This is a genomic window from Dehalococcoidia bacterium (genome assembly GCA_041653995.1).
Taxonomy (GTDB): domain Bacteria; phylum Chloroflexota; class Dehalococcoidia; order GIF9; family UBA5629; genus CAIMUM01.
In genome coordinates this window covers 397,749-415,631 of sequence record JBAZEK010000002.1, presented here as the reverse complement: position 1 = coordinate 415,631, position 17,883 = coordinate 397,749, and the positions used below count along the sequence as shown (strand labels likewise).

The 17,883-nt window shown below is 52.5% G+C and carries 34 protein-coding genes; 2 read left to right on the top strand and 32 right to left on the bottom strand.

Features of this window, described 5'->3' with window-relative positions; all coding sequences use genetic code 11:
- Window position 1: 1 nt before the first annotated feature.
- Together WC359_08210 and WC359_08205 are read left to right on the top strand one after the other, a co-directional pair.
- A complete protein-coding gene (locus tag WC359_08210; protein ID MFA5400406.1) occupies window positions 2-1,063 on the top strand; it encodes a bifunctional phosphoglucose/phosphomannose isomerase in 1,062 nt (353 codons plus the stop codon).
- Between the two features lie 91 nt (window positions 1,064-1,154).
- Complete coding sequence (locus WC359_08205; GenBank protein ID MFA5400405.1) at window positions 1,155-2,681, top strand: B12-binding domain-containing radical SAM protein; 1,527 nt, start codon at window positions 1,155-1,157, stop codon at window positions 2,679-2,681.
- A 104-nt stretch (window positions 2,682-2,785) separates the two neighbouring features.
- Here the strand turns inward: WC359_08205 and rpsI are convergent, their stop codons facing one another.
- The 32 genes from rpsI to rplW form a co-directional block, all read right to left on the bottom strand.
- The gene (gene rpsI, locus WC359_08200) at window positions 2,786-3,181 is read right to left on the bottom strand and encodes a 30S ribosomal protein S9 (protein ID MFA5400404.1); all 396 of its coding nucleotides are present in this window, start codon (window positions 3,179-3,181) and stop codon (window positions 2,786-2,788) included.
- Complete coding sequence (gene rplM / locus WC359_08195; protein ID MFA5400403.1) at window positions 3,178-3,627, bottom strand: 50S ribosomal protein L13; 450 nt, start codon at window positions 3,625-3,627, stop codon at window positions 3,178-3,180. The genes rpsI and rplM overlap by 4 nt, the downstream gene beginning before the upstream one ends.
- Window positions 3,608-4,399: a tRNA pseudouridine(38-40) synthase TruA gene (truA, locus tag WC359_08190; GenBank protein MFA5400402.1), complete on the bottom strand. Its 792-nt coding sequence runs from the start codon at window positions 4,397-4,399 to the stop codon at window positions 3,608-3,610. The genes rplM and truA overlap by 20 nt, the downstream gene beginning before the upstream one ends.
- 14 nt (window positions 4,400-4,413) lie before the next feature.
- Complete coding sequence (gene rplQ / locus WC359_08185) at window positions 4,414-4,767, bottom strand: 50S ribosomal protein L17 (protein ID MFA5400401.1); 354 nt, start codon at window positions 4,765-4,767, stop codon at window positions 4,414-4,416.
- Complete coding sequence (locus WC359_08180) at window positions 4,764-5,795, bottom strand: DNA-directed RNA polymerase subunit alpha (protein MFA5400400.1); 1,032 nt, start codon at window positions 5,793-5,795, stop codon at window positions 4,764-4,766. Before WC359_08180 ends, rplQ begins: the two co-directional genes overlap by 4 nt.
- An 8-nt stretch (window positions 5,796-5,803) precedes the next feature.
- Entirely contained in the window at window positions 5,804-6,439 is a 636-nt protein-coding gene (gene rpsD / locus WC359_08175) for a 30S ribosomal protein S4 (protein MFA5400399.1), read from the bottom strand.
- Window positions 6,440-6,442: 3 nt separating this feature from the next.
- On the bottom strand, window positions 6,443-6,835 hold the full coding sequence (gene rpsK, locus WC359_08170; protein ID MFA5400398.1) for a 30S ribosomal protein S11: 393 nt from the start codon (window positions 6,833-6,835) through the stop codon (window positions 6,443-6,445).
- 17 nt (window positions 6,836-6,852) lie between these two features.
- A complete protein-coding gene (rpsM, locus tag WC359_08165; GenBank protein MFA5400397.1) occupies window positions 6,853-7,242 on the bottom strand; it encodes a 30S ribosomal protein S13 in 390 nt (129 codons plus the stop codon).
- A 20-nt stretch (window positions 7,243-7,262) separates the two neighbouring features.
- On the bottom strand, window positions 7,263-7,376 hold the full coding sequence (rpmJ, locus tag WC359_08160; protein MFA5400396.1) for a 50S ribosomal protein L36: 114 nt from the start codon (window positions 7,374-7,376) through the stop codon (window positions 7,263-7,265).
- An 83-nt stretch (window positions 7,377-7,459) separates the two neighbouring features.
- Window positions 7,460-7,678, bottom strand: coding sequence for a translation initiation factor IF-1 (infA, locus tag WC359_08155; protein MFA5400395.1), 219 nt, complete (start codon window positions 7,676-7,678; stop codon window positions 7,460-7,462).
- Window positions 7,679-7,687: 9 nt separating this feature from the next.
- Entirely contained in the window at window positions 7,688-8,437 is a 750-nt protein-coding gene (map, locus tag WC359_08150) for a type I methionyl aminopeptidase (GenBank protein ID MFA5400394.1), read from the bottom strand.
- Window positions 8,438-9,097 carry an adenylate kinase gene (locus WC359_08145; GenBank protein MFA5400393.1) on the bottom strand — a complete coding sequence of 220 codons (660 nt, stop codon included), beginning with the start codon at window positions 9,095-9,097 and terminating at the stop codon, window positions 8,438-8,440.
- A 13-nt stretch (window positions 9,098-9,110) separates the two neighbouring features.
- Window positions 9,111-10,427 (bottom strand): preprotein translocase subunit SecY, encoded by a 1,317-nt coding sequence (gene secY / locus WC359_08140; GenBank protein MFA5400392.1) that lies wholly within the window; start codon window positions 10,425-10,427, stop codon window positions 9,111-9,113.
- A gap of 1 nt (window position 10,428) precedes the next feature.
- On the bottom strand, window positions 10,429-10,872 hold the full coding sequence (rplO, locus tag WC359_08135) for a 50S ribosomal protein L15 (protein ID MFA5400391.1): 444 nt from the start codon (window positions 10,870-10,872) through the stop codon (window positions 10,429-10,431).
- Window positions 10,859-11,053 carry a 50S ribosomal protein L30 gene (rpmD, locus tag WC359_08130; GenBank protein ID MFA5400390.1) on the bottom strand — a complete coding sequence of 65 codons (195 nt, stop codon included), beginning with the start codon at window positions 11,051-11,053 and terminating at the stop codon, window positions 10,859-10,861. Before rpmD ends, rplO begins: the two co-directional genes overlap by 14 nt.
- Before the next feature lie 4 nt (window positions 11,054-11,057).
- Window positions 11,058-11,570 carry a 30S ribosomal protein S5 gene (gene rpsE / locus WC359_08125; protein ID MFA5400389.1) on the bottom strand — a complete coding sequence of 171 codons (513 nt, stop codon included), beginning with the start codon at window positions 11,568-11,570 and terminating at the stop codon, window positions 11,058-11,060.
- Between the two features lie 28 nt (window positions 11,571-11,598).
- Entirely contained in the window at window positions 11,599-11,964 is a 366-nt protein-coding gene (gene rplR, locus WC359_08120) for a 50S ribosomal protein L18 (protein MFA5400388.1), read from the bottom strand.
- 2 nt (window positions 11,965-11,966) lie between these two features.
- Window positions 11,967-12,521 (bottom strand): 50S ribosomal protein L6, encoded by a 555-nt coding sequence (rplF, locus tag WC359_08115; GenBank protein MFA5400387.1) that lies wholly within the window; start codon window positions 12,519-12,521, stop codon window positions 11,967-11,969.
- A gap of 22 nt (window positions 12,522-12,543) precedes the next feature.
- Entirely contained in the window at window positions 12,544-12,936 is a 393-nt protein-coding gene (gene rpsH / locus WC359_08110; protein ID MFA5400386.1) for a 30S ribosomal protein S8, read from the bottom strand.
- Between the two features lie 24 nt (window positions 12,937-12,960).
- On the bottom strand, window positions 12,961-13,146 hold the full coding sequence (locus tag WC359_08105) for a type Z 30S ribosomal protein S14 (GenBank protein ID MFA5400385.1): 186 nt from the start codon (window positions 13,144-13,146) through the stop codon (window positions 12,961-12,963).
- Between the two features lie 12 nt (window positions 13,147-13,158).
- Window positions 13,159-13,701 carry a 50S ribosomal protein L5 gene (rplE, locus tag WC359_08100; GenBank protein MFA5400384.1) on the bottom strand — a complete coding sequence of 181 codons (543 nt, stop codon included), beginning with the start codon at window positions 13,699-13,701 and terminating at the stop codon, window positions 13,159-13,161.
- Between the two features lie 17 nt (window positions 13,702-13,718).
- The gene (rplX, locus tag WC359_08095; protein MFA5400383.1) at window positions 13,719-14,030 is read right to left on the bottom strand and encodes a 50S ribosomal protein L24; all 312 of its coding nucleotides are present in this window, start codon (window positions 14,028-14,030) and stop codon (window positions 13,719-13,721) included.
- A 1-nt stretch (window position 14,031) separates the two neighbouring features.
- A complete protein-coding gene (gene rplN / locus WC359_08090) occupies window positions 14,032-14,400 on the bottom strand; it encodes a 50S ribosomal protein L14 (protein MFA5400382.1) in 369 nt (122 codons plus the stop codon).
- A complete protein-coding gene (gene rpsQ, locus WC359_08085; GenBank protein MFA5400381.1) occupies window positions 14,397-14,702 on the bottom strand; it encodes a 30S ribosomal protein S17 in 306 nt (101 codons plus the stop codon). Before rpsQ ends, rplN begins: the two co-directional genes overlap by 4 nt.
- 3 nt (window positions 14,703-14,705) lie before the next feature.
- Window positions 14,706-14,903: a 50S ribosomal protein L29 gene (gene rpmC, locus WC359_08080; GenBank protein ID MFA5400380.1), complete on the bottom strand. Its 198-nt coding sequence runs from the start codon at window positions 14,901-14,903 to the stop codon at window positions 14,706-14,708.
- Window positions 14,890-15,330, bottom strand: coding sequence for a 50S ribosomal protein L16 (gene rplP / locus WC359_08075; GenBank protein MFA5400379.1), 441 nt, complete (start codon window positions 15,328-15,330; stop codon window positions 14,890-14,892). Before rplP ends, rpmC begins: the two co-directional genes overlap by 14 nt.
- Window positions 15,290-15,970, bottom strand: a complete 681-nt coding sequence (gene rpsC, locus WC359_08070; GenBank protein ID MFA5400378.1) for a 30S ribosomal protein S3 — start codon at window positions 15,968-15,970, stop codon at window positions 15,290-15,292. The genes rplP and rpsC overlap by 41 nt, the downstream gene beginning before the upstream one ends.
- Window positions 15,971-16,309, bottom strand: coding sequence for a 50S ribosomal protein L22 (rplV, locus tag WC359_08065; protein MFA5400377.1), 339 nt, complete (start codon window positions 16,307-16,309; stop codon window positions 15,971-15,973).
- On the bottom strand, window positions 16,306-16,611 hold the full coding sequence (gene rpsS / locus WC359_08060) for a 30S ribosomal protein S19 (GenBank protein ID MFA5400376.1): 306 nt from the start codon (window positions 16,609-16,611) through the stop codon (window positions 16,306-16,308). Before rpsS ends, rplV begins: the two co-directional genes overlap by 4 nt.
- 15 nt (window positions 16,612-16,626) lie before the next feature.
- The gene (rplB, locus tag WC359_08055; GenBank protein MFA5400375.1) at window positions 16,627-17,457 is read right to left on the bottom strand and encodes a 50S ribosomal protein L2; all 831 of its coding nucleotides are present in this window, start codon (window positions 17,455-17,457) and stop codon (window positions 16,627-16,629) included.
- Window positions 17,458-17,474: 17 nt separating this feature from the next.
- The gene (locus WC359_08050) at window positions 17,475-17,570 is read right to left on the bottom strand and encodes an AURKAIP1/COX24 domain-containing protein (protein ID MFA5400374.1); all 96 of its coding nucleotides are present in this window, start codon (window positions 17,568-17,570) and stop codon (window positions 17,475-17,477) included.
- 17 nt (window positions 17,571-17,587) lie between these two features.
- Window positions 17,588-17,872, bottom strand: coding sequence for a 50S ribosomal protein L23 (gene rplW, locus WC359_08045; GenBank protein ID MFA5400373.1), 285 nt, complete (start codon window positions 17,870-17,872; stop codon window positions 17,588-17,590).
- Between the last annotated feature and the right edge of the window lie 11 nt (window positions 17,873-17,883).

The following is a 17,883-nucleotide window of genomic DNA, read 5'->3' as shown; positions in this document are numbered from 1 at the left end:
TATGGTAAACCTGGATGATAGTTCCCTTTATGCTTCCCTGGACAAATCCGGCATGGGGGCGCAGATACGCGGCCTCCCCGAACAATGCCGGCAGGCCTGGGACAAAGCCTGCAAATTTAAACTGCCTCCCGGCTACTCTGATGTCGATAGGGTTGTAATACTGGGCATGGGCGGCTCAGCCATCGGCGGGGACCTGCTCAGGGGGCTTACTGCCGACTTAAGCCGTCCGCTCGTGCTGGTTCACCGCGACTATGACCTTCCCGCCTGGGTTGATGAAAGGACGCTCGTCATCGGGGCGAGCTATTCCGGGAACACTGAGGAGACTATCTCGGGATTTACGCAGGCGCTGAAAGCCGACTGCAAGAAACTTGTTATATCAACAGGCGGCAAGCTGACTGAACTGGCGCGCGAAAACAAAGTGCCTGTTTTCGTCATAGAACACGTTTCTCCACCACGCGCGGCCCTGGGTTATGGTTTTCTGCCCCTGCTGGCGTTAATGTGCAACCTTGGCTTTACAAGCGCCAAAGCGGCGAATGTGGATGGCATGATCAGGGCTCTGGAAACCCTCGAGACAAGCTGGCAGGAAAACAGCCCATCCGAGCGTAACCAGGCCAAGATGCTGGCCTCCAGGCTATACGGGAAAATTGCTGTAGCTTACGGCGCGGGCATACTCACCGATGTCGCCCGTAGATGGAAGACCCAGATCAATGAGAACAGCAAGCAGTGGGCTTTTTTCGAGACCCTGCCCGAGCTCAATCATAATGCAGTCCTGGGCTACCAATTCCCGGCGGATATGGCCGAACGCATGTACGTCATTTTCCTGCGTTGCCAGTCCCTGCATCCGCGCACGCTGATCCGATATAAGATCACCGGCGAACTTCTGGATCAACGCGGCATCCCCCATCAATATGTAGACAGCCACGGGGGCAATGACCTGAAACACGTTATGAGCCTCGTGCTGCTGGGAGATTGGGTCAGCTACTACCTGGCAATGCTTAACGGCATCGACCCCAGCCCAATCCCCGAGATTAACCTGCTGAAGAAACGACTGGCCGAGGCATAGTAGCTCCCTGAATAGGGGACGATACCTATATCTTTGACCCGATAATCCAAGTATACTTTGCTTAAATGACCTGGGAGGGTCATACTTAGTGATGCGCATTAACAAGAAGATTCTATTAGTCTATCCCGAATACCCCGACACTTTCTGGAGCTTCAAACATGCCCTCAAGTTCGTTTCTAAAAGAGCAGCCTTCCCGCCGCTCGGCCTGCTGACCGTGGCGGCCATGCTGCCCGCCGAATGGGAACTGAAACTGGTGGACATGAACACAGGGCGATTGAGCGATAACGACATCAAGTGGGCTGACATGGTTTTTATCAGCGCCATGGTGGTGCAGAAGGACTCTGCTAAGGCCGTTATCAAGCGCTGCAAGAAGATGGGCGCGACTGTGGTGGCCGGAGGACCGCTATTCACCACGCAGCACGAGGAATTCTCCTGCGTGGACCATTTCGTGCTGGACGAGGCTGAAGTCACCCTGCCCCCCTTCCTCTCAGACCTGGAAAAGGGCTGTCTGCAAAGGTTGTATACTTCCAAGGTCAGGCCTGATATCAATATCACACCGATACCGCGCTGGGACCTGGTCCAGAAAAAGAAGTACTCATCTATGGTTGTCCAGTATTCCCGCGGCTGCCCCTTTGACTGCGAGTTCTGCGATATCGTGGTGCTCAACGGTCACATGCCGCGCACCAAGGGACGCGAGCAGATGCTCAGGGAGCTGGATGCGCTTCATGCCACCGGCTGGCGGGATAGCGTCTTTATCGTGGATGACAATTTCATCGGCAATAAGAAGAAGCTGAAAGCTGAGATGCTGCCGGCTATCATCGAATGGTCACAGAAGAGGCATTTCCCCTTTTCCTTCCACACGCAGACGTCCATCAACCTGGCCGATGACAACGAACTGACGGGGCTGATGACAAAAGCTAATTTCAACATGGTATTCATCGGCATCGAGTCCCCCAATAAGCAGAGCCTGACTGAATGCGGCAAATCACAGAACTCGAGCCGTGACCTCATAGCCGCGGTGAAGAAGCTTCAGCACGCCGGCCTGGAAGTACAGGGTGGATTCATCGTGGGATTCGACAGCGATCCGCTGTCGATTTTCCAGGACGTTATCAATTTCGTGCAGAACAGCGGTGTGGTGACGGCTATGGTAGGCCTCTTGAATGCTCCCAGCGGCACGCGTCTGCATAAGCGCCTTGAGAGCGAGAACCGCCTCACCGGCAGCAGCTTCTCGGGCAACAACACCGACGTCTCCATCAATTTCGTGCCGAAGATGAACGTTAACAAACTGATGGACGGCTACCGTAGAATAATCAATACGATCTATGCGCCCAACCAGTACTACGCACGGGTAAAGACATTCCTGCGAGAGTACCGGCCCAAACGGCAGAAGATCTCGATTATGAAATCGCAGAATATCGGGGCGTTTTTCAAGTCGCTATGGGTGCTGGGAGTTCAGGGCAAGGAACGCTGGCATTTTTGGGACCTCATGTTCTGGACAGCGTTTAAACGCCCGCGTTCGTTCTCTCTATCGATATCCATGGCCATCTACGGCTTCCACTTCCGTAAAATAGCGGAGGCAAGCACCCGTCAACTCAGGTTGTCTCAAGCTGTAATATAGCCCTGAATTGCACCAGGCGAGTGTGCCATATTCAATCCCGATAATAATAAGGGCCCGCTTCGATTGAAGCGGGCCCTTTCGTTTGGCTGTTGCGTCGCACGACTTTAACGCTTGGTGTACTGCGGAGCCTTGCGGGCTCGTTTCAGACCGTATTTCTTCCGTTCTTTGATACGAGGATCGCGCGTCAGCAGGCCGTGCTGACGTAACGGGCTCTTGTAACTTTCATTGAGGCTAACCAGGGCACGGGCTATACCGTGTTTGATGGCGCCCGCCTGGCCTGTCATGCCGCCGCCTGTTACTTTTATCTCGACATTGTATTTTCCGACCGTGTCGGTGACAGTAAACGGCATCTCAATCATGCGCCTGTGGTCAACCAGAGTGAAAAGCTCCTGATAAGGTTTACCGTTGATTACAATATTGCCCGATCCGGAAGATACTCTAACCTGCGCTATGGCGCACTTTCTTCTGCCCGTTCCACGATTATATGTTGTTGTACTCATTTGCGGGTGCTCCCTTTGTCAGATTCTTTTATGCCGGCCAGTTGCGCCTCGTGGGGATGTTTATCGCCGGCATATACCTTCAATTTTTTATACATGGCCCTGCCCAGCGTACTGTTGGGCAGCATGCCCTTAACAGCATGCTCAATAACTCGTTCGGGATGCTTCTGCAGCATCTCGCCGAGCGTCACCGACCTTATGCCGCCCGGATACCCGGAAACCCGGTGGTATGATTTATTTGAGAGTTTCTTTCCCGTTACCCTTATCTTTTCAGCATTGATTACTACCACGAAATCGCCTGTATCCATATTGTTGGCGAACATGGCCTTATGCTTTCCGATAAGGAGTTTGGCAATCTGTGAACACAATCTTCCCAGGGTCTGGCCGCTGGCGTCCACCAGATGCCATTTCCTTTCGATCTCACTTGCTTTAGGTGCATAGGTTTTCATATTTAAACTCCGAATTATCCGCGTAAATAACTTTTACCAGACAAAGCCCGTGCGCCGGTGCTGTGGGCCCGGCCAGGCTCAATTTTTTCATCTCCAAAATACCTTTAAATTCCTCTATTGCCATTTTCCCCATCCCAACCCTTACCAGTGTACCCACCATATTGCGCACCTGGTGCGTTAAGAACGATTTGGCTTTAACGCTGAAGGCTATTAAATCGCCTTCACGCGTAATTCCCGCATCGTAAATAGTCCGTACCGTGCTCTCCTCCCTATCCCAATCTGTAACAAAAGAAGCAAAATCATGCTCGCCTATGAGCAATTTGCTGGCCAGGTCCATGCGCCCGGTGTCCAGCTCTGCCGCCACATGGTAATAAATATCATTCCCCAGGGATGCCCGCGACCTCCTGTTTAATATCAGATACCTGTACTCACGGCTGACGGCATCTTTCATAACATTGAACCTGGCTGAAACTTCGCCGGCCATGAGGACCGAGATATCCCGTGGCAAGTAATGGTTTAGTCCGCTGACGAATACTTTCGCAGGCAATGCTGAGCCAGTCCTGAAGCTAACCACCTGGCCCGTGGCATGAACTCCTGTATCAGTCCTGCAGGCAGCGATCACGCGCCGCCCCTCGCCCGTCAGCTTAAATATAGCCTTCTCAATCTCATCCTGTATAGTAGGCTGAGCTTTCTGCCACTGGAAGCCGAAATAACGTACGCCGTTATATTCGACCACGAGAACAATTTTTCTTAACTTGTTAAAGATCTCCACCGCGAAAGTGAATCTTACTCCACCATCTCGATAAGCGCCATAGGCGCCCGGTCACCTTCGCGGGACCCCAGCTTTAAAACACGTGTGTAGCCGCCCGGGCGCGATTTGTACCTCGGTGCGTACTCGGTAAATACTTTTTCAACAACCTGCTCGTCGTAGATAAAGGCCAACGCCCGCCTTCTCGAGGCCAGGCTTCCCTCTTTGCCCAGGGTGATCATTTTGTCAGCCAGTCCCCTGGCTTCCTTGGCCTTGGGCAGTGTTGTAGTGATCTTGCCGTGATTCAGCAGATCCGTAACAAGGTTGCGGTACAAAGACCAGCGATGTGCTGTCGGTCTGCCCAGTTTTTTCCCTGATAGCCTGTGTCTCATTCGTTGTCACCTTCAGTGTCGGCGCTCTTAGCGCGCTTCTTCTTTTTATCTTTTTCAATAGGGGCGCCTGACGACTCAACTCCCAAATCCTTTAATACGACCTCTACTTCCTCCCTCGATTTAACGCCGAATCCACCCAGCGACATCAGGCCATCCAGACCCTTCTCCAGTAGCTGGCCGGTCATAGTTATGCCTCCCCGTCGCAGGCTGTTGTATGTATGCGTCGACAGGTTTAATTTCTCCAGAGGCATATTATAAACATCCGCAGGTATCGATTTCTGCCAGGCTTCACTTTCTTCTTTATCTGCAATCGTCCTGGCCAGGCCGGTGAAACAATTGAATTGCTCGATCAGTACAGCCACGCTTTCAGAGAGGGCTTCGATCGGATCTACTGTGTTGTCGGTCCAGATCTCCAGTGTCAGTCTTTCTTTGCCCGCCCCCTGGCCCGGGCCGCTGCTCTCAACAGCGTAATTGGCGCGTGTAACAGGGGAGAACACCGCATCAATGGATATCTCCTTGCTCGTCCCTTCGCTGGTAACGATAATGCCCACGCTGTCACCCATGCCCGCCGGTTGGTATCCCTTGCCTGCCTTGACCGTGAACTCAATATTCAGTTTAGCTTCACTGGAATCGAGGGTTGCCAGGTAGAGGTCGGGATTAACAATTTCGAAATCGGTCGGGTTCTCTATAACTATATCACCAGCCTTCAGGTCGACCTTCCCCTTAACTTTAAGCGTCATTTTGCCCGTTTCAGCAGTCTTTGAGAGCAGTTTGATGCGTATGTCACGCACATTCATCAAAAATTCAGTCACATCCTCTTTCATATTGGAGATGGTGCTGAACTCCTGCGTTATACCCTCGACCATAACCGAGGTAATGGCTGCGCCGCGCAGAGAACTGAGCAGCACGCGCCGGATGCTGTTACCCAGTATTACGCCAAAACCTTTTTCCAGCGGCTCGGCAACGAATTTACCGTAATTCTCACGGTATTCGGTACATTCAATTTTTGGCAAAGCTAATTGAACCAAAAATCCTCCTATCGGGAATAGAATTCCACGATCGCTTTCTCGTTGAAATTCGTTTTTATCTCACCAGCGGCCGGCAGCGATACAATCCGGCCTGTCATATTTTCTTTTTCCAATGACATCCACGCCGGCACGTCCTTATCCTCAACTTTTTCAACCAGAGTCTTATAGTACTCGCTCTTTGTGCTCTCTTTACGCCATTCGACCACGTCACCTGTTTTAACCAGGCAGGAAGGGACATCGGTCCTGCGCCCGTTGAGCTTGATGTGCCCGTGGCGCACGATCTGTCTGGCCTGGCTGCGCGAATCTGCGAATCCCAGGCGAAATACGACATTATCCAGCCGCCTTTCAAGCAGGGCCACAAGGTTATCACCCGTAATTCCCTGTGCTCTGGATGCCTCCTGGAAAAAGCGGCGGAACTGGCGCTCAAACGTGCCGTACGTATACTTGGCTTTCTGCTTTTCCATAAGCTGAAGGCCGCGCTCTGATACCTTGGGCCGGCGCTTTCTGCCCGATGCATGGGGTCCGGGAGGTGTATCCCTGCGCTCGAGGGCACATTTCTCCGTAAAGCACCTCTCGCCCTTCAGCATGAGCTTGGTGCCCGTACGACGGCACAAACGACAATAAGCTTCTGTATATCTCGCCATTTCTTATACTCGCCTTCTCTTTCTGGGTCTGCATCCATTGTGCGGCACGGGCGTTACGTCCCGTATCCCGGACACCACAATGCCCGAGGCCTGTATAGCCCGTATAGCGGCTTCCCGCCCGCTGCCGGGCCCGCGCACAAAGACCTCGACCTGGCGCAGGCCGTGTTCCTTCGCCTTGGCGGCGGCGCCCTGCGCGGCCATCTGGGCCGCGTACGGGGTGCCTTTGCGGGATCCTTTAAATCCAGCCGTACCCGAACTGCCCCACGAGATGACGCCGCCTTTAGCGTCCGTCAGCGTAATGATAGTATTGTTAAAAGTTGATGTTACAAAGGCTTTGCCTTCGTGAATCAGCTTCCGTTCGCGTTTTCTTGTTCTGACCTTCTTTTTCTGCGGCATATCAGCTGGTTACTCCTTTACTTCTTGGTAGCGCCGCGCTTCTGCCCGCGCCCGGCGACAGTCTTCTTGGCTCCACGCTTGGTGCGCGCGTTGGTACGCGTCCTCTGTCCCCGCACCGGCAGGTTCCGCTTGTGCCTGATACCACGGCGGCTGCCTATTTCTATCAACCGCTTGACATTCATGGTGACCTCTTTGCGAAGCTCACCCTCTACGTTATAGTCCTTGTCTATCCTTTCACGTATGCGGCTGACTTCCTCATCAGTCAGATCTTTGACCTTCTTGGTCGGATCTATCTTCAGCGTCTTCAAGATCTTTTTGCTGATGCTCGGTCCTATACCATGGATATACTGTATAGAGAAAAGCACCTGCTTTTCCCTTGGAATGTCTACGCCTGCAATACGAGCCATGTTCTAATTTTCTCCTGTGACTATCCCTGACGCTGCTTGTGTTTAGGGTTCACGCAAATCACCCGCACAACGCCGCGGCGACGGATTATTTTGCACTTCTCACAACGTTTTTTAACTGAAGCTCTGACCTTCATTTCCGATATGTCCTCGTTTCCAAAAAAACCGCTTAATACTATAATCCTTTTATTCACTTTATGTCAAAACAATACTCTCTGTCTTACTTGAAGCGGTAGGTTATCCTGCCTCTGGTAAGATCGTAAGGTGACAACTCAACCAGCACTTTATCCGCTGGCAATATCCTGATGTAGTGTCTGCGCATTTTTCCCGATATATGTGCAAGGACCCTGTGACCGTTGGCCAACTCCACTCTGAAAGTAGCATTGGGCAACGATTCAATTACAGTTCCTTCGACCTCAATTGCTTCTTTTTTATCCATATACTGTTCTTACGGCATTGTCAGGATCTGGGCTTCTCCGCTCCTGATGGCAATAGTATGCTCAAAATGCGCCGACAGGCTATGGTCGGCGGTATGTACCGTCCAGCCGTTGGCGTTCTGCCGTGTCTTCCAGCCGCCGGCGTTTACCATCGGCTCAAGCGCAAGTGTCATGCCCTCTTTCAACTTGAGCCCATCGCCTCTGGTGCCGAAGTTGGGCACCAGCGGGTCCTCATGCATATCCCTGCCGATTCCGTGACCCGAGTATTCCCTGACCACATTGTAACCCTGCTGTTCCGCGTAAGTCTGAATGGCTGCCCCGATATCCCCCAGCGTCCCGCCTTCGCGCGCTGACGCTATCCCCTGCATCAGGGACGTCCGGGCGACTTCCATCAGACGGGTTGCTTCAGGGCTGATCTGACCGACACCAACGGTAACAGCGGCGTCGCCCTGAAATCCTTTAAAAATGACCCCGAAATCCAGTGATACTATGTCGCCTTCCTTCAGCACTCTGTTGTCAGGTATGCCGTGAACGATCTCATCGTTCACCGACGCACAGATGCTGGCAGGAAAACCGTTATAGCCTTTGAACGACGCTCTGGCCTCTTTCCACCTGCCCAATTCCTTTTCGGCCAGGTCGTTGAGCTGCCGCGTCTTAATGCCCGGTTTAACTGCTTGGCTCATTCTCTGTAACACTATCGCTACAATCCTGCCGGCCTCTCGCATGATAGCGATCTCCTCGGCCGATTTAATAATAGTCATTTATTTCTTCTGCTTCAGTCCTTTAAGAAACTGAACTATATCTTTGCCCACCTCGTTTATGTGCTGATTGCCGTTGCATCTGAAAAGCCTGCCTTTTTTATCATAGTACTCAAGCAGCGGCATGGTCTGGGCGAAATAAACCTTCAGACGCTCTTTAATAGTCTCTTCTTTATCATCAGCTCTCTGGTAAAGCTCGCCTTCACACTTATCGCACACGCCCTCTTTCTTGGGCGGCTGGTTCTTTTGATGGAAAGGAGCCTGACAGGTCCGGCATACCCAGCGTCCGGTCAGCCTGTCGAGCAGTACGCTTTCGGGCACCTCGATATATATGGCTCTTTCGATCGCTTTGCCCTGCTTCTCCAGCGCGGCATCCAGCGCCCTGGCCTGTTCGAGTGTGCGGGGGAAACCGTCAAAGACACAACCGTTTTTGCAGTCGTCTTTTGCAATCCTTTCGAGGATCATCTTGATAGTTATCTCGTCAGGCACCAGTTTTCCGGCTTTCATGTACGATTCCGCCTGCTTTCCCAGATCGGTCCCGTTCTTCAGCGCATGCCTGAAAAGATCGCCTGACGCAACGTGCGGCAACGACATCTCTTTAACTATAATATCTGCCTGGGTACCCTTTCCTGCACCGGGCGCTCCAAGCAATATGAAGAACATTTTCAAATCCTCCTTACTTTAAGAAACCTTCATAGCGCCGCATGGTAAGCTGCGCCTCTATCTGCTTCATGGTATCCAGCGCCACGCCCACTACGATCAGTATGGCTGTGCTGGAAAGCGTCATTACCGATGCGTTTGTAATCTGACTGGCGAAAAACGGCATAATGGCCACGATGGCCAGGAAAAGGGCCCCGCCCCAGGTCAAACGATTGGTTACGCCGTTTAAATAGTCCGTCGTGGGCTTGCCCGGCCGGACGCCCGGAATGAATCCTCCCTGTCGCTGCAGGGTGCGAGCCAGGTCCATCTGCTCAAAAATAACCATGGTATAGAAAAAGGTGAAGCCGACGACCAGCACGAAGTACAGGATCCAGTAGAAAAGGCCGATGGGCACAGGTGTACTGGGATTGAACCATTCCATAATTGTGTTGGCAAAATTAGGGTCCTGCCCCGCCGGCGCTGCGAAGTAGCTGGCTATGGTGCCGGGGAATATCATGAGGGACATGGCGAAGATCAACGGGATCATGCCCGCCATGTTAACTCGCAGTGGTATGTATGTAGATCCTGCCTGCCGATACATCTTGCCTCCGCGGAAAGCCGTACGGGCATATTGCACCGGTATGCGGCGGTGTCCTTCTGTGAAAATCACGATTAAAACCACCGTGGCCAGCGCCAACAATACAAATACACCGACGCCCGCCCAATCTTCCTTGGCTATCATACCGCGTCCTATCTGTTCCGGCAGTCCGGCGATGATGCCGCCGAAGATGATGATCGAAACACCGTTGCCGATGCCCCTCTCGGTTATTAATTCGCCCAGCCATACACATATCATAGTGCCGGCGGTAAGCGATGCCACGATGGCCACTGTCTCCAGTGGACCGGCCTCAAGTACGCCTCCCTGGCTGCGTAAAAGCTGAAGCTGGGCAAATCCCTGCAGCGCTGCCAGCGGTATGGTCAGCCAGTGGGTTATCTGATTGATCCTGTTCCTGCCGGATTCTCCCTCTTCCGAAAGCCTGCGCAGAGCAGGTATAACCGGCACTAAAAGCTGCATTATAATCGATGAAGTGATATAGGGATATACGCCCATTGCAGCTATGCTGAAATATCTCATGGCGCCGCCGCTGAAAAGATCGAGCATGCCCAGCAGCTGATTGCGGTCGAAAATATCTTGAAGTTGGGCCAGGTCCACGCCGGGTATGGGAACATGGGCAATAAACCTGAATACGATCAGCATTGCCAGAGTGAAGATAAGCTTCTGCCTGAGGTCAGGCAGCGAGAAGGCATCGATCATCGCCTGGATCAGGCGGGGCCGTGACTGAGTCTGCGGCATACTAAATCTCCTCTACCTTACCACCGGCCGCTTCGATTTTGCTCCTGGCAACCCCTGAAAACTTATTGGCCTTGACTGTAAGCGCCCTATCCAATTCGCCGTTTCCAAGTATCTTGACAGGCAGGGACGCCGACTTGATCAGGCCGGATTGAACTAATATCTCGGTATTCACCTCGACGCCCGCGTCGAATTTCTTCAGATCTCCCACATTAACCAGGCTGAATTGTATCTTGGCTACATTGGTAAATCCCCTGGTCCAGGGCAGCCTCTTGATAATCGGCAACTGGCCGCCTTCAAAACCGGGCCGCAGGTCCCTGCCGGAACGTGACTTCTGTCCCTTGCATCCGCGCGTGGAAAACGTCCCATGACCGCTGCCATCGCCGCAGCCGACACGCTTTTTCTTATGTTTAGCTCCTGCAGGAGGCTTTAAATTACTCTGATCCATGTTTGTTCTCTTCTACTTCAAGCATATGGCTGACTTTGTTTATCATACCCCGGATGACGGGGGTATCCTCTTTTTCGACCACTTCGTTCAGCCTGTGAAAACCCAGCGCCCTGAGGGTTCGCCTCTGGTCGCCTGCATATCCAATATCGCTTTTAATCCACTTGATGCGTATCTTAGCCACGTGACTAAATCTCCTCGTCCCCCTGAGATCCTTTCCTTCGTCTGATGCTTTCCTTGAAATCCCTGAGGTTGGCCAGGGCCAGGATAGTCGCCCTGGTAACATTTACCGGATTGGCACATCCGAGGGATTTGGTCAGGATATCCCTGACGCCCGCAGCTTCGACAACGGCGCGCACCCCGCCTCCGGCAATGACGCCGGTGCCGGGAGGGGCCGGCTTGAGCAGCACGCGTGCCGCCCCAAACTTGGAAAAGCTCTCATGGGGAATAGTCTTGTCTTTAAAAACAACACTGATTACGCTCTTTTTAGCAGATACGCCGGCTTTGCGGATAGCCTCGGGGACCTCCCGTGCTTTTCCCAAACCAACGCCTACGTGTCCTTTGCCGTCGCCGACAACCACCAGCGCCCGGAAGTGCATATTTTTACCGCCCTTGACCACCTTGGTCACGCGGTCCAGCGATACCAGCTTCTCGGTGAACTCCATATCGCTGGTATCCAATCTTGGCATAACGGTATGCATCTTAGTATCAGCTTTCATACTCAAATCCTCAGAATTTTAAACCGGCTTTGCGCGCCGCTTCAGCCAGAGCTTTAACCCGGCCATGGTATTTATAGCCGCCCCGGTCGAATACAACCTGGCTTATACCTTTTTCCTTTGCAGACTTGGCCAGCTCTGATCCCACCAGCTCGGCAACCTGGGTTTTATTCTTGCCCTTTAACTGCTCCTGTAATTCTGCATTCAGGCTGCTTGCCGAGGCAACGGTTTTGCCCTCTGCATCGTCGATTATCTGTGCATAAATATTGCTCAGGCTGCGAAAGACACACAATCTCGGTTGATCCGGTGTGCCGATCACCGTGGACCTGATGCGCTCGTGGCGCCTTTTGCGGGCTACATTCGAACTTACTTTAGCCATTATTATTTCCCTTTCGTAGCTGTCTTGCCGGCCTTGCCGGGTTTAAGACGAAGCCTTTCACCGGCATATTTGACACCCTTGCCCTTGTAAGCGTCAGGAACGCGAATACGCCTGATTTCAGCCGCCGTTTCGCCAACGAGCTCCTTATCGACACCAAATACGCGGATCTTGTTGGTCCCTGCGACAGTGATATCTATACCTTGGGGCGGGTCGAATTCCACAGGGTGGCTGTAGCCTATTTGCAGCTTCAGTTTGTCGCCCTCTTTGGCTGCCCTGTAGCCGACACCGCTCAACTCAAGGTTCTTCTCAAAACCTTTGGTGACACCGTCCACCATATTGGCCAGAAGCGACCTGCTGAGGCCGTGCAGTGAGCGGTGCTGCCGGTTATCGGTCGGGCGTGTCACGATCAAATTCCCGCTTTCCTGCTTAATCGTGATGTCAGGGTGGAATTCACGGGTCAGCTTGCCTTTACTGCCTTCTACAGTAACCACTGTACCGTCGATCTTGATCTTAACGCCGTCAGGCACAGGTACAGGCATCCGTCCTATACGAGACACAGGTTCACCTCACTGTATTCAATTACCATACGTAACATAACACTTCGCCGCCTATGTTTTTCTTCCAGGCCTCCTGGCCGGTCATCAGTCCCTTAGAGGTTGAGATGACGGCGATGCCGAGGCCGCCATAGACCCTGGGTATCTCCTTTTTCCCGGAGTATATCCTGAGTCCAGGCTTGCTAACACGCTCAAGGCCTATGAAAGCAGGCTGCTTATCGATATATTTAAGTGTAATCTTGATCATGCGCTGCGGTTCGCCTTTCACGACGGAGTAATCGGAGATGAAGCCCTCATCCTTGAGGATTTTAGCAACCGCGATTTTCATCTTGGAGGCAGGGATATTCACGCTGTCATGGCGTGCCATGGCAGCATTGCGCACCCGGGTCAACAAATCAGCAATCGGATCAGTAACCATTGATAAACAACTCCGCTAACTATATTACCAGCTCGATTTCCGTACCCCCGGCAGCTCGCCGTTGAGGGCCAAAGTGCGGAAGCAGATGCGGCATATGCCGAACTTGCGCATATACGCCCTTGGTCTGCCGCACAACTTGCAGCGGCTATGCTGCTGCACTTTGTACTTGGGTGGCCGGTTCGCCTTATTTACCTTGCATAACTTCGCCATAATTTAACCCTACTAATTTTTCTTGAACGGCATACCGATGGCCTCGAGCAGGCGCCTGCCGTCCTCGTCCGTCTTCGCCGATGTAACTATCGTTATCTCAAGTCCCCTGGTCTTGTCCACCTTGTCATACTCAATCTCGGGGAACACGATCTGCTCTTTCAGACCCAGCGTATAATTACCCTGCCCATCGAAAGCATCGCGCGGCACGCCCTGGAAATCGCGTATCCTGGGAAGAACCACGCTAACCAGCTTATCCAGGAATTCATACATCCTCTTATCGCGCAGTGTTACCATCATTCCGATGGGTGTGCCCGCCCTCAGCTTGAAGGCGGCTATGGATTTCTTGGCCTTGGTAATTACCGCGTGCTGGCCGGCGATGGTCGTCATGTCTTTTCCTGCGGCCTCCATGGCCTTGGGGTTGACCAGCGATTCGCCCATACCCAGGTTAAGGACGATCTTATTGACCCTGGGAACTTCCATAATATTGCGGTAGCCGTACTTCTTTATCAGCTGCGGCACAATCTCTTTATTATATCTTTCTTTCAGTCTTACCATTATCGGGTTACCTCAAGTTAGTCAATGATCTCATTGCAACTGCGGCAGAACCTTGCCTTGTTGCCGTCTTCAAGCTCCCTGTATCCCAGCCGGGCAGGCTTGTTGCACTTATTGCAGATTACCATCACGTTGGAGATAGCAATGGGCGCCTCCAGCTCGATAATGCCGGCCTGCCGCGTCTTTCCCTTTGTCTTGGAATGACGTTTGATCAGGTTGAATCCTTCCACAATTACGCTGTTCTTATCGGGCATAGCCTTGCGAACCTTGCCCTTTTTACCTTTATCCTTACCGGATATGATCAACACATTGTCATTTTTACGAATCTTCATCTCACAGCACCTCGGGCGCCAGGGAAATAATCTTCATAAAATTCTTGTCCCTCAGTTCTCTCGCCACCGGTCCGAATATGCGGGTACCCTTGGGATTACCCTTGTCGTCAAGTATTACGGCGGCGTTGTCGTCGAAACGCACGTATGAGCCGTCCGGCCTATGGTGGTGCTGGGCGATCCTCACGATGACCGCTTTGACGACGTCACCTTTCTTAACCACCCCACCGGGTATGGCGCGCTTGACGCTGCAGGTGATTACGTCTCCCACAGAAGCATAGCGCCTGCGGGTACCTCCCGGTACTCCGATGCACATCACCTGACGTGCACCCGTATTATCCGCAACTTTTAATCTGGTATTCGGCTGGATCACTTTGATCCCTCCTGGTTTTCCTGTGCCACATCGTCCTTTAAGACACCGACTATGTCCGCTTTCTGTATTATTTCCACGACCCGCCAGTTCTTATCCTTCGACAGCGGCCGTGTCTCCACAATCTTTACCACGTCGCCGACGTTGCATTTGTTCTCCTCATCATGGGCCTTGAAACTGGAGGAATGCTTGACCACCTTATGGTATAGAGGGTGCCTGCGCAGGTTGTCGACGCGAACGACCACCGTCTTTTGCATCTTGTTGCTGATGACTTTACCTGTTCTGGTTTTATGGTTTTTTTCCATTTTTTACTTCTTGCCAAGCTCCCGTTCGCGTATAATCGTGTTTATCCTGGCGATCTTTTTCCTGACCTTGGGCAGCTCGCGGTGGTTGACCAATTGCTTAGTCGCCAACTTGAAGCGCAGGTTAAACAGCTCCTGGTGAGCTTCCTCCAATTTTTTTTGCAATTCGGCGTCACCCAACGCCCTGATTTCAGTTAGTTTCACCTTTTACCTCTTCCTTGAGAGACTCGCGTGCTACAAACCTGGTTTTAATCGGTAATTTATATGCAGCCATGGTGAGTGCTTCCTTGGCCATATTCCCCTTGATACCGCCGATCTCAAACATAATCCTGCCGGGTTTAACTACAGCTACCCAGTGGTCGACAGCTCCTTTACCGCTGCCCATGCGGGTTTCGGCCGGCTTCTTGGTGACCGATTTATCGGGGAAGATCCGTATCCATACCTGCCCGCCACGGCGCAGGTAACGCACGATAACACGGCGGGCTGCTTCGATCTGCCGCGACGTGATCCAGTGAGCCTCCTCGGCCTGCATACCGAAGTCGCCGAAGGTAATCGTATTACCGGATTGTGCCTTGCCACGCAGGTGGCCTCTATGGCACTTTCGATACTTCACTCGTTTCGGTTGTAACACTTTCTCTCCTTACTTCAGGGATAATGTTGCCTTTGTAAATCCAAACTTTGACACCGATGTTTCCCATAGTGGTAGCTGCTTCTGCAACTCCGTAATCAATATCTGCACACAGCGTATGCAGAGGTAATTGGCCTTCACGTACAGTTTCACGCCTGGCTATTTCCGCACCCCCCAGCCTGCCGGCGCAGCTTATCCTTATGCCCTTGGCGCCGGCCTGTCTGGTCTTAAAGGCAGCCTGCTTCATGGCGCGTCTGAATGCTATTCGCCGTTCGAGGGAATCGGCGATATTGCGCGCCACCAGCATAGCTTCCGTCTCCGGTTGCTCGACTTCCTTTATGGATAATTTAACCTTCTTGCCGCAAAGTTTCTCCAGCTCGGACCTCAGTTCCTCGGCACGCTGACCGCCACGTCCGATGACAATACCTGGTCGTGCGGTGAAAATAGTCACAACTATATCATTACCCTGTCGATCCATCTCGACCCTTGCCACCGCACCTTCGCGCAGCCTGCGCTTGATCTCCTTACGCAGCTTGAGATCATCATGCAGGGTCTCCAGGTAATTTTTCTCGTCATACCACTTGGCCCTCCAGCCGCGTATGATCCCTATGCGGAAACCGTAGGGGTGAACTTTATGTCCCACTTATTTATCCTCCTCGGAGACGAAAACCTTGATATGCGTTGCTCGCTTCAATATGGGACTGAACCGGCCCCTGGACTGGGGTCTATACCTTTTCAGTGTCCGGGCTTCGTCAGCCGTGATATAAACAACCTTTAATTCGGATGGATCCAACTGGAAATTGTTCTCCGCATTGGAAGAAGCCGATTTTATCACCTTTGCTACAGCTTTGGCAGCAGGAGTAGGCGTGAATTTCAAAATATTCAGGGCATCTTCAACTTTTTTACCCCGCACCATATCCACCACAAGTTTCATCTTGCGGGGAGGGATCCCGATATCTTTAGCTACTGCTCCTACTCTCATGCCTTACCTGCTTCTTTCTTCTTAACCGGCGCCGCAGCCGTGGCCTTTCCCACGTGACCGCGGAAAGTGCGGGTCATGGCAAATTCGCCCAGCTTGTGGCCTACCATATTTTCAGTAATAAAAATGGGCACATGGCGCCTGCCGTCATGAACACCGATAGTGTGTCCGAGCATCTCCGGCATGACGGTGGAAGACCTTGCCCAGGTCTTGATAACCTGCTTGTCTCCCTTCTTATTGAGCGCCTCAATTTTTTTCAGCAGCTTGGGATGACAATACGGGCCCTTTCTCGCTGAACGTGACATTTTTAATTTACCTCTTTATTTCGCGGCGTAGCGGCGCCTTACGATCAATTTATCGGATGCTTTGCCCACACGTGTCCTGTGCCCCAGTGCCGGCTTGCCCTGCGGTGTCTTGGGAGGCATGCCGCGCGGCGATCTGCCTTCGCCACCGCCGTGGGGATGATCGCGGGGAGTCATGGCTGAACCCCTGACCTTGGGACGTCTTCCCAGTAAGCGTACACGTCCTGCTTTACCGTGTTTAATGTTCTGGTGGTCAAGGTTTCCTACCTGGCCGATAGTAGCCCTGCATTCATTCATAAAGCGGCGAACTTCACCGGAAGGCAGGCGAACCATCGTGTATCTATCTTCCTTGCCCAGCACCTGGGCCGAAGTCCCGGCGCTACGCACTATCTGGCCCCCCTTGTTGGGCTCGAACTCCAGGTTGTGCACTGTGGTGCCGGCCGGTATATTGCCCAGCGGCAGGTTGTTGCCCGGCTTGACCTCAGCATTTTCCCCGGCTTGAATGGTATCGCCAACGCCCAGCCCCAGAGGGCAGAGCATATAGCGTTTCTCGCCGTCAACATAAAAGATCAAAGCAATGCGTGCTGTGCGGCCAGGATCATATTCGATAGCAGCCACTTTCCCGGGCACGCCCAACTTGTCCCGCTTAAAATCGATTATGCGCGTCTTGCGTTTGGCGCCTCCGCCCCTGTGGCGCGTGGTTATCACACCCCTGCTGTTGCGTCCCGCCTTTCTTTTCTGCGGAACCAACAGGGCTTTTTCCGGCACCGTCTTCGTGATATCGTCAAACGATATCTTCACCATACCGCGGCGCCCGGGGGACGTAGGGCGAAATGTCTTTAAAGCCAAATCTAACTACTCCTGCTTTAAGCGTGGCGTCGTTGCCATCGGTTCTTTCTTAAAAGCTTCCGATGCTTGTGTTTCGCCATCTTCTTTTTACGTTTCTTTATAACAGAACCCAATTTCTACTCCTGTTATCTTAGACTCCCTCAAAGAACTGGATCTTGTCCCCTTCTTTGAGCGTCACTATGGCTTTTTTCCAGGCAGGGTGGGTGATTGCCCTCCTGCCCATCCTTTTTGTCTCGCCTGGTACCTTTATAATATTAACGCTGATAACGTCCACCTTGAAGGCCTTCTCCACGGCCAACCTGACCTGGTCTTTGGTAGACCTCTTGTCCACCTCAAATACATATTTATTGCTCTCTGAAAGCCTGGTGGTTTTCTCGGTTACCAGCGGCCTGCGTAAAACCTCAAATAAATTCATGGTGTGAATAA

What these genes read in the sequence shown, in the direction of transcription:
- rpsK (MFA5400398.1), bottom strand. Translation starts at nt 6,835, where the DNA reads ATGCCGCAGAAAAAGAAGGTCAGAACAAGAAAACGCGAACGGAAGCTG.
- WC359_08210 (MFA5400406.1), top strand. Translation starts at nt 2, where the DNA reads ATGGTAAACCTGGATGATAGTTCCCTTTATGCTTCCCTGGACAAATCC.
- rplW (MFA5400373.1), bottom strand. Translation starts at nt 17,872, where the DNA reads ATGAATTTATTTGAGGTTTTACGCAGGCCGCTGGTAACCGAGAAAACC.
- WC359_08105 (MFA5400385.1), bottom strand. Translation starts at nt 13,146, where the DNA reads ATGGCGAAGTTATGCAAGGTAAATAAGGCGAACCGGCCACCCAAGTAC.
- rpmJ (MFA5400396.1), bottom strand. Translation starts at nt 7,376, where the DNA reads ATGAAGGTCAGAGCTTCAGTTAAAAAACGTTGTGAGAAGTGCAAAATA.
- rplV (MFA5400377.1), bottom strand. Translation starts at nt 16,309, where the DNA reads ATGAGAGTAGGAGCAGTAGCTAAAGATATCGGGATCCCTCCCCGCAAG.
- rpsD (MFA5400399.1), bottom strand. Translation starts at nt 6,439, where the DNA reads ATGGCGAGATATACAGAAGCTTATTGTCGTTTGTGCCGTCGTACGGGC.
- rplE (MFA5400384.1), bottom strand. Translation starts at nt 13,701, where the DNA reads ATGGTAAGACTGAAAGAAAGATATAATAAAGAGATTGTGCCGCAGCTG.
- rplX (MFA5400383.1), bottom strand. Translation starts at nt 14,030, where the DNA reads ATGAAGATTCGTAAAAATGACAATGTGTTGATCATATCCGGTAAGGAT.
- rplO (MFA5400391.1), bottom strand. Translation starts at nt 10,872, where the DNA reads ATGGATCAGAGTAATTTAAAGCCTCCTGCAGGAGCTAAACATAAGAAA.
- infA (MFA5400395.1), bottom strand. Translation starts at nt 7,678, where the DNA reads ATGGATAAAAAAGAAGCAATTGAGGTCGAAGGAACTGTAATTGAATCG.
- rpsI (MFA5400404.1), bottom strand. Translation starts at nt 3,181, where the DNA reads ATGAGTACAACAACATATAATCGTGGAACGGGCAGAAGAAAGTGCGCC.
- rpsM (MFA5400397.1), bottom strand. Translation starts at nt 7,242, where the DNA reads ATGGCTCGTATTGCAGGCGTAGACATTCCAAGGGAAAAGCAGGTGCTT.
- rplR (MFA5400388.1), bottom strand. Translation starts at nt 11,964, where the DNA reads ATGGCTAAAGTAAGTTCGAATGTAGCCCGCAAAAGGCGCCACGAGCGC.
- map (MFA5400394.1), bottom strand. Translation starts at nt 8,437, where the DNA reads ATGACTATTATTAAATCGGCCGAGGAGATCGCTATCATGCGAGAGGCC.
- rplQ (MFA5400401.1), bottom strand. Translation starts at nt 4,767, where the DNA reads ATGAGACACAGGCTATCAGGGAAAAAACTGGGCAGACCGACAGCACAT.
- rpsS (MFA5400376.1), bottom strand. Translation starts at nt 16,611, where the DNA reads ATGTCACGTTCAGCGAGAAAGGGCCCGTATTGTCATCCCAAGCTGCTG.
- rpsH (MFA5400386.1), bottom strand. Translation starts at nt 12,936, where the DNA reads ATGGTTACTGATCCGATTGCTGATTTGTTGACCCGGGTGCGCAATGCT.
- WC359_08205 (MFA5400405.1), top strand. Translation starts at nt 1,155, where the DNA reads ATGCGCATTAACAAGAAGATTCTATTAGTCTATCCCGAATACCCCGAC.
- WC359_08145 (MFA5400393.1), bottom strand. Translation starts at nt 9,097, where the DNA reads ATGTTCTTCATATTGCTTGGAGCGCCCGGTGCAGGAAAGGGTACCCAG.
- rplM (MFA5400403.1), bottom strand. Translation starts at nt 3,627, where the DNA reads ATGAAAACCTATGCACCTAAAGCAAGTGAGATCGAAAGGAAATGGCAT.
- rpsE (MFA5400389.1), bottom strand. Translation starts at nt 11,570, where the DNA reads ATGCATACCGTTATGCCAAGATTGGATACCAGCGATATGGAGTTCACC.
- rpsQ (MFA5400381.1), bottom strand. Translation starts at nt 14,702, where the DNA reads ATGGAAAAAAACCATAAAACCAGAACAGGTAAAGTCATCAGCAACAAG.
- secY (MFA5400392.1), bottom strand. Translation starts at nt 10,427, where the DNA reads ATGCCGCAGACTCAGTCACGGCCCCGCCTGATCCAGGCGATGATCGAT.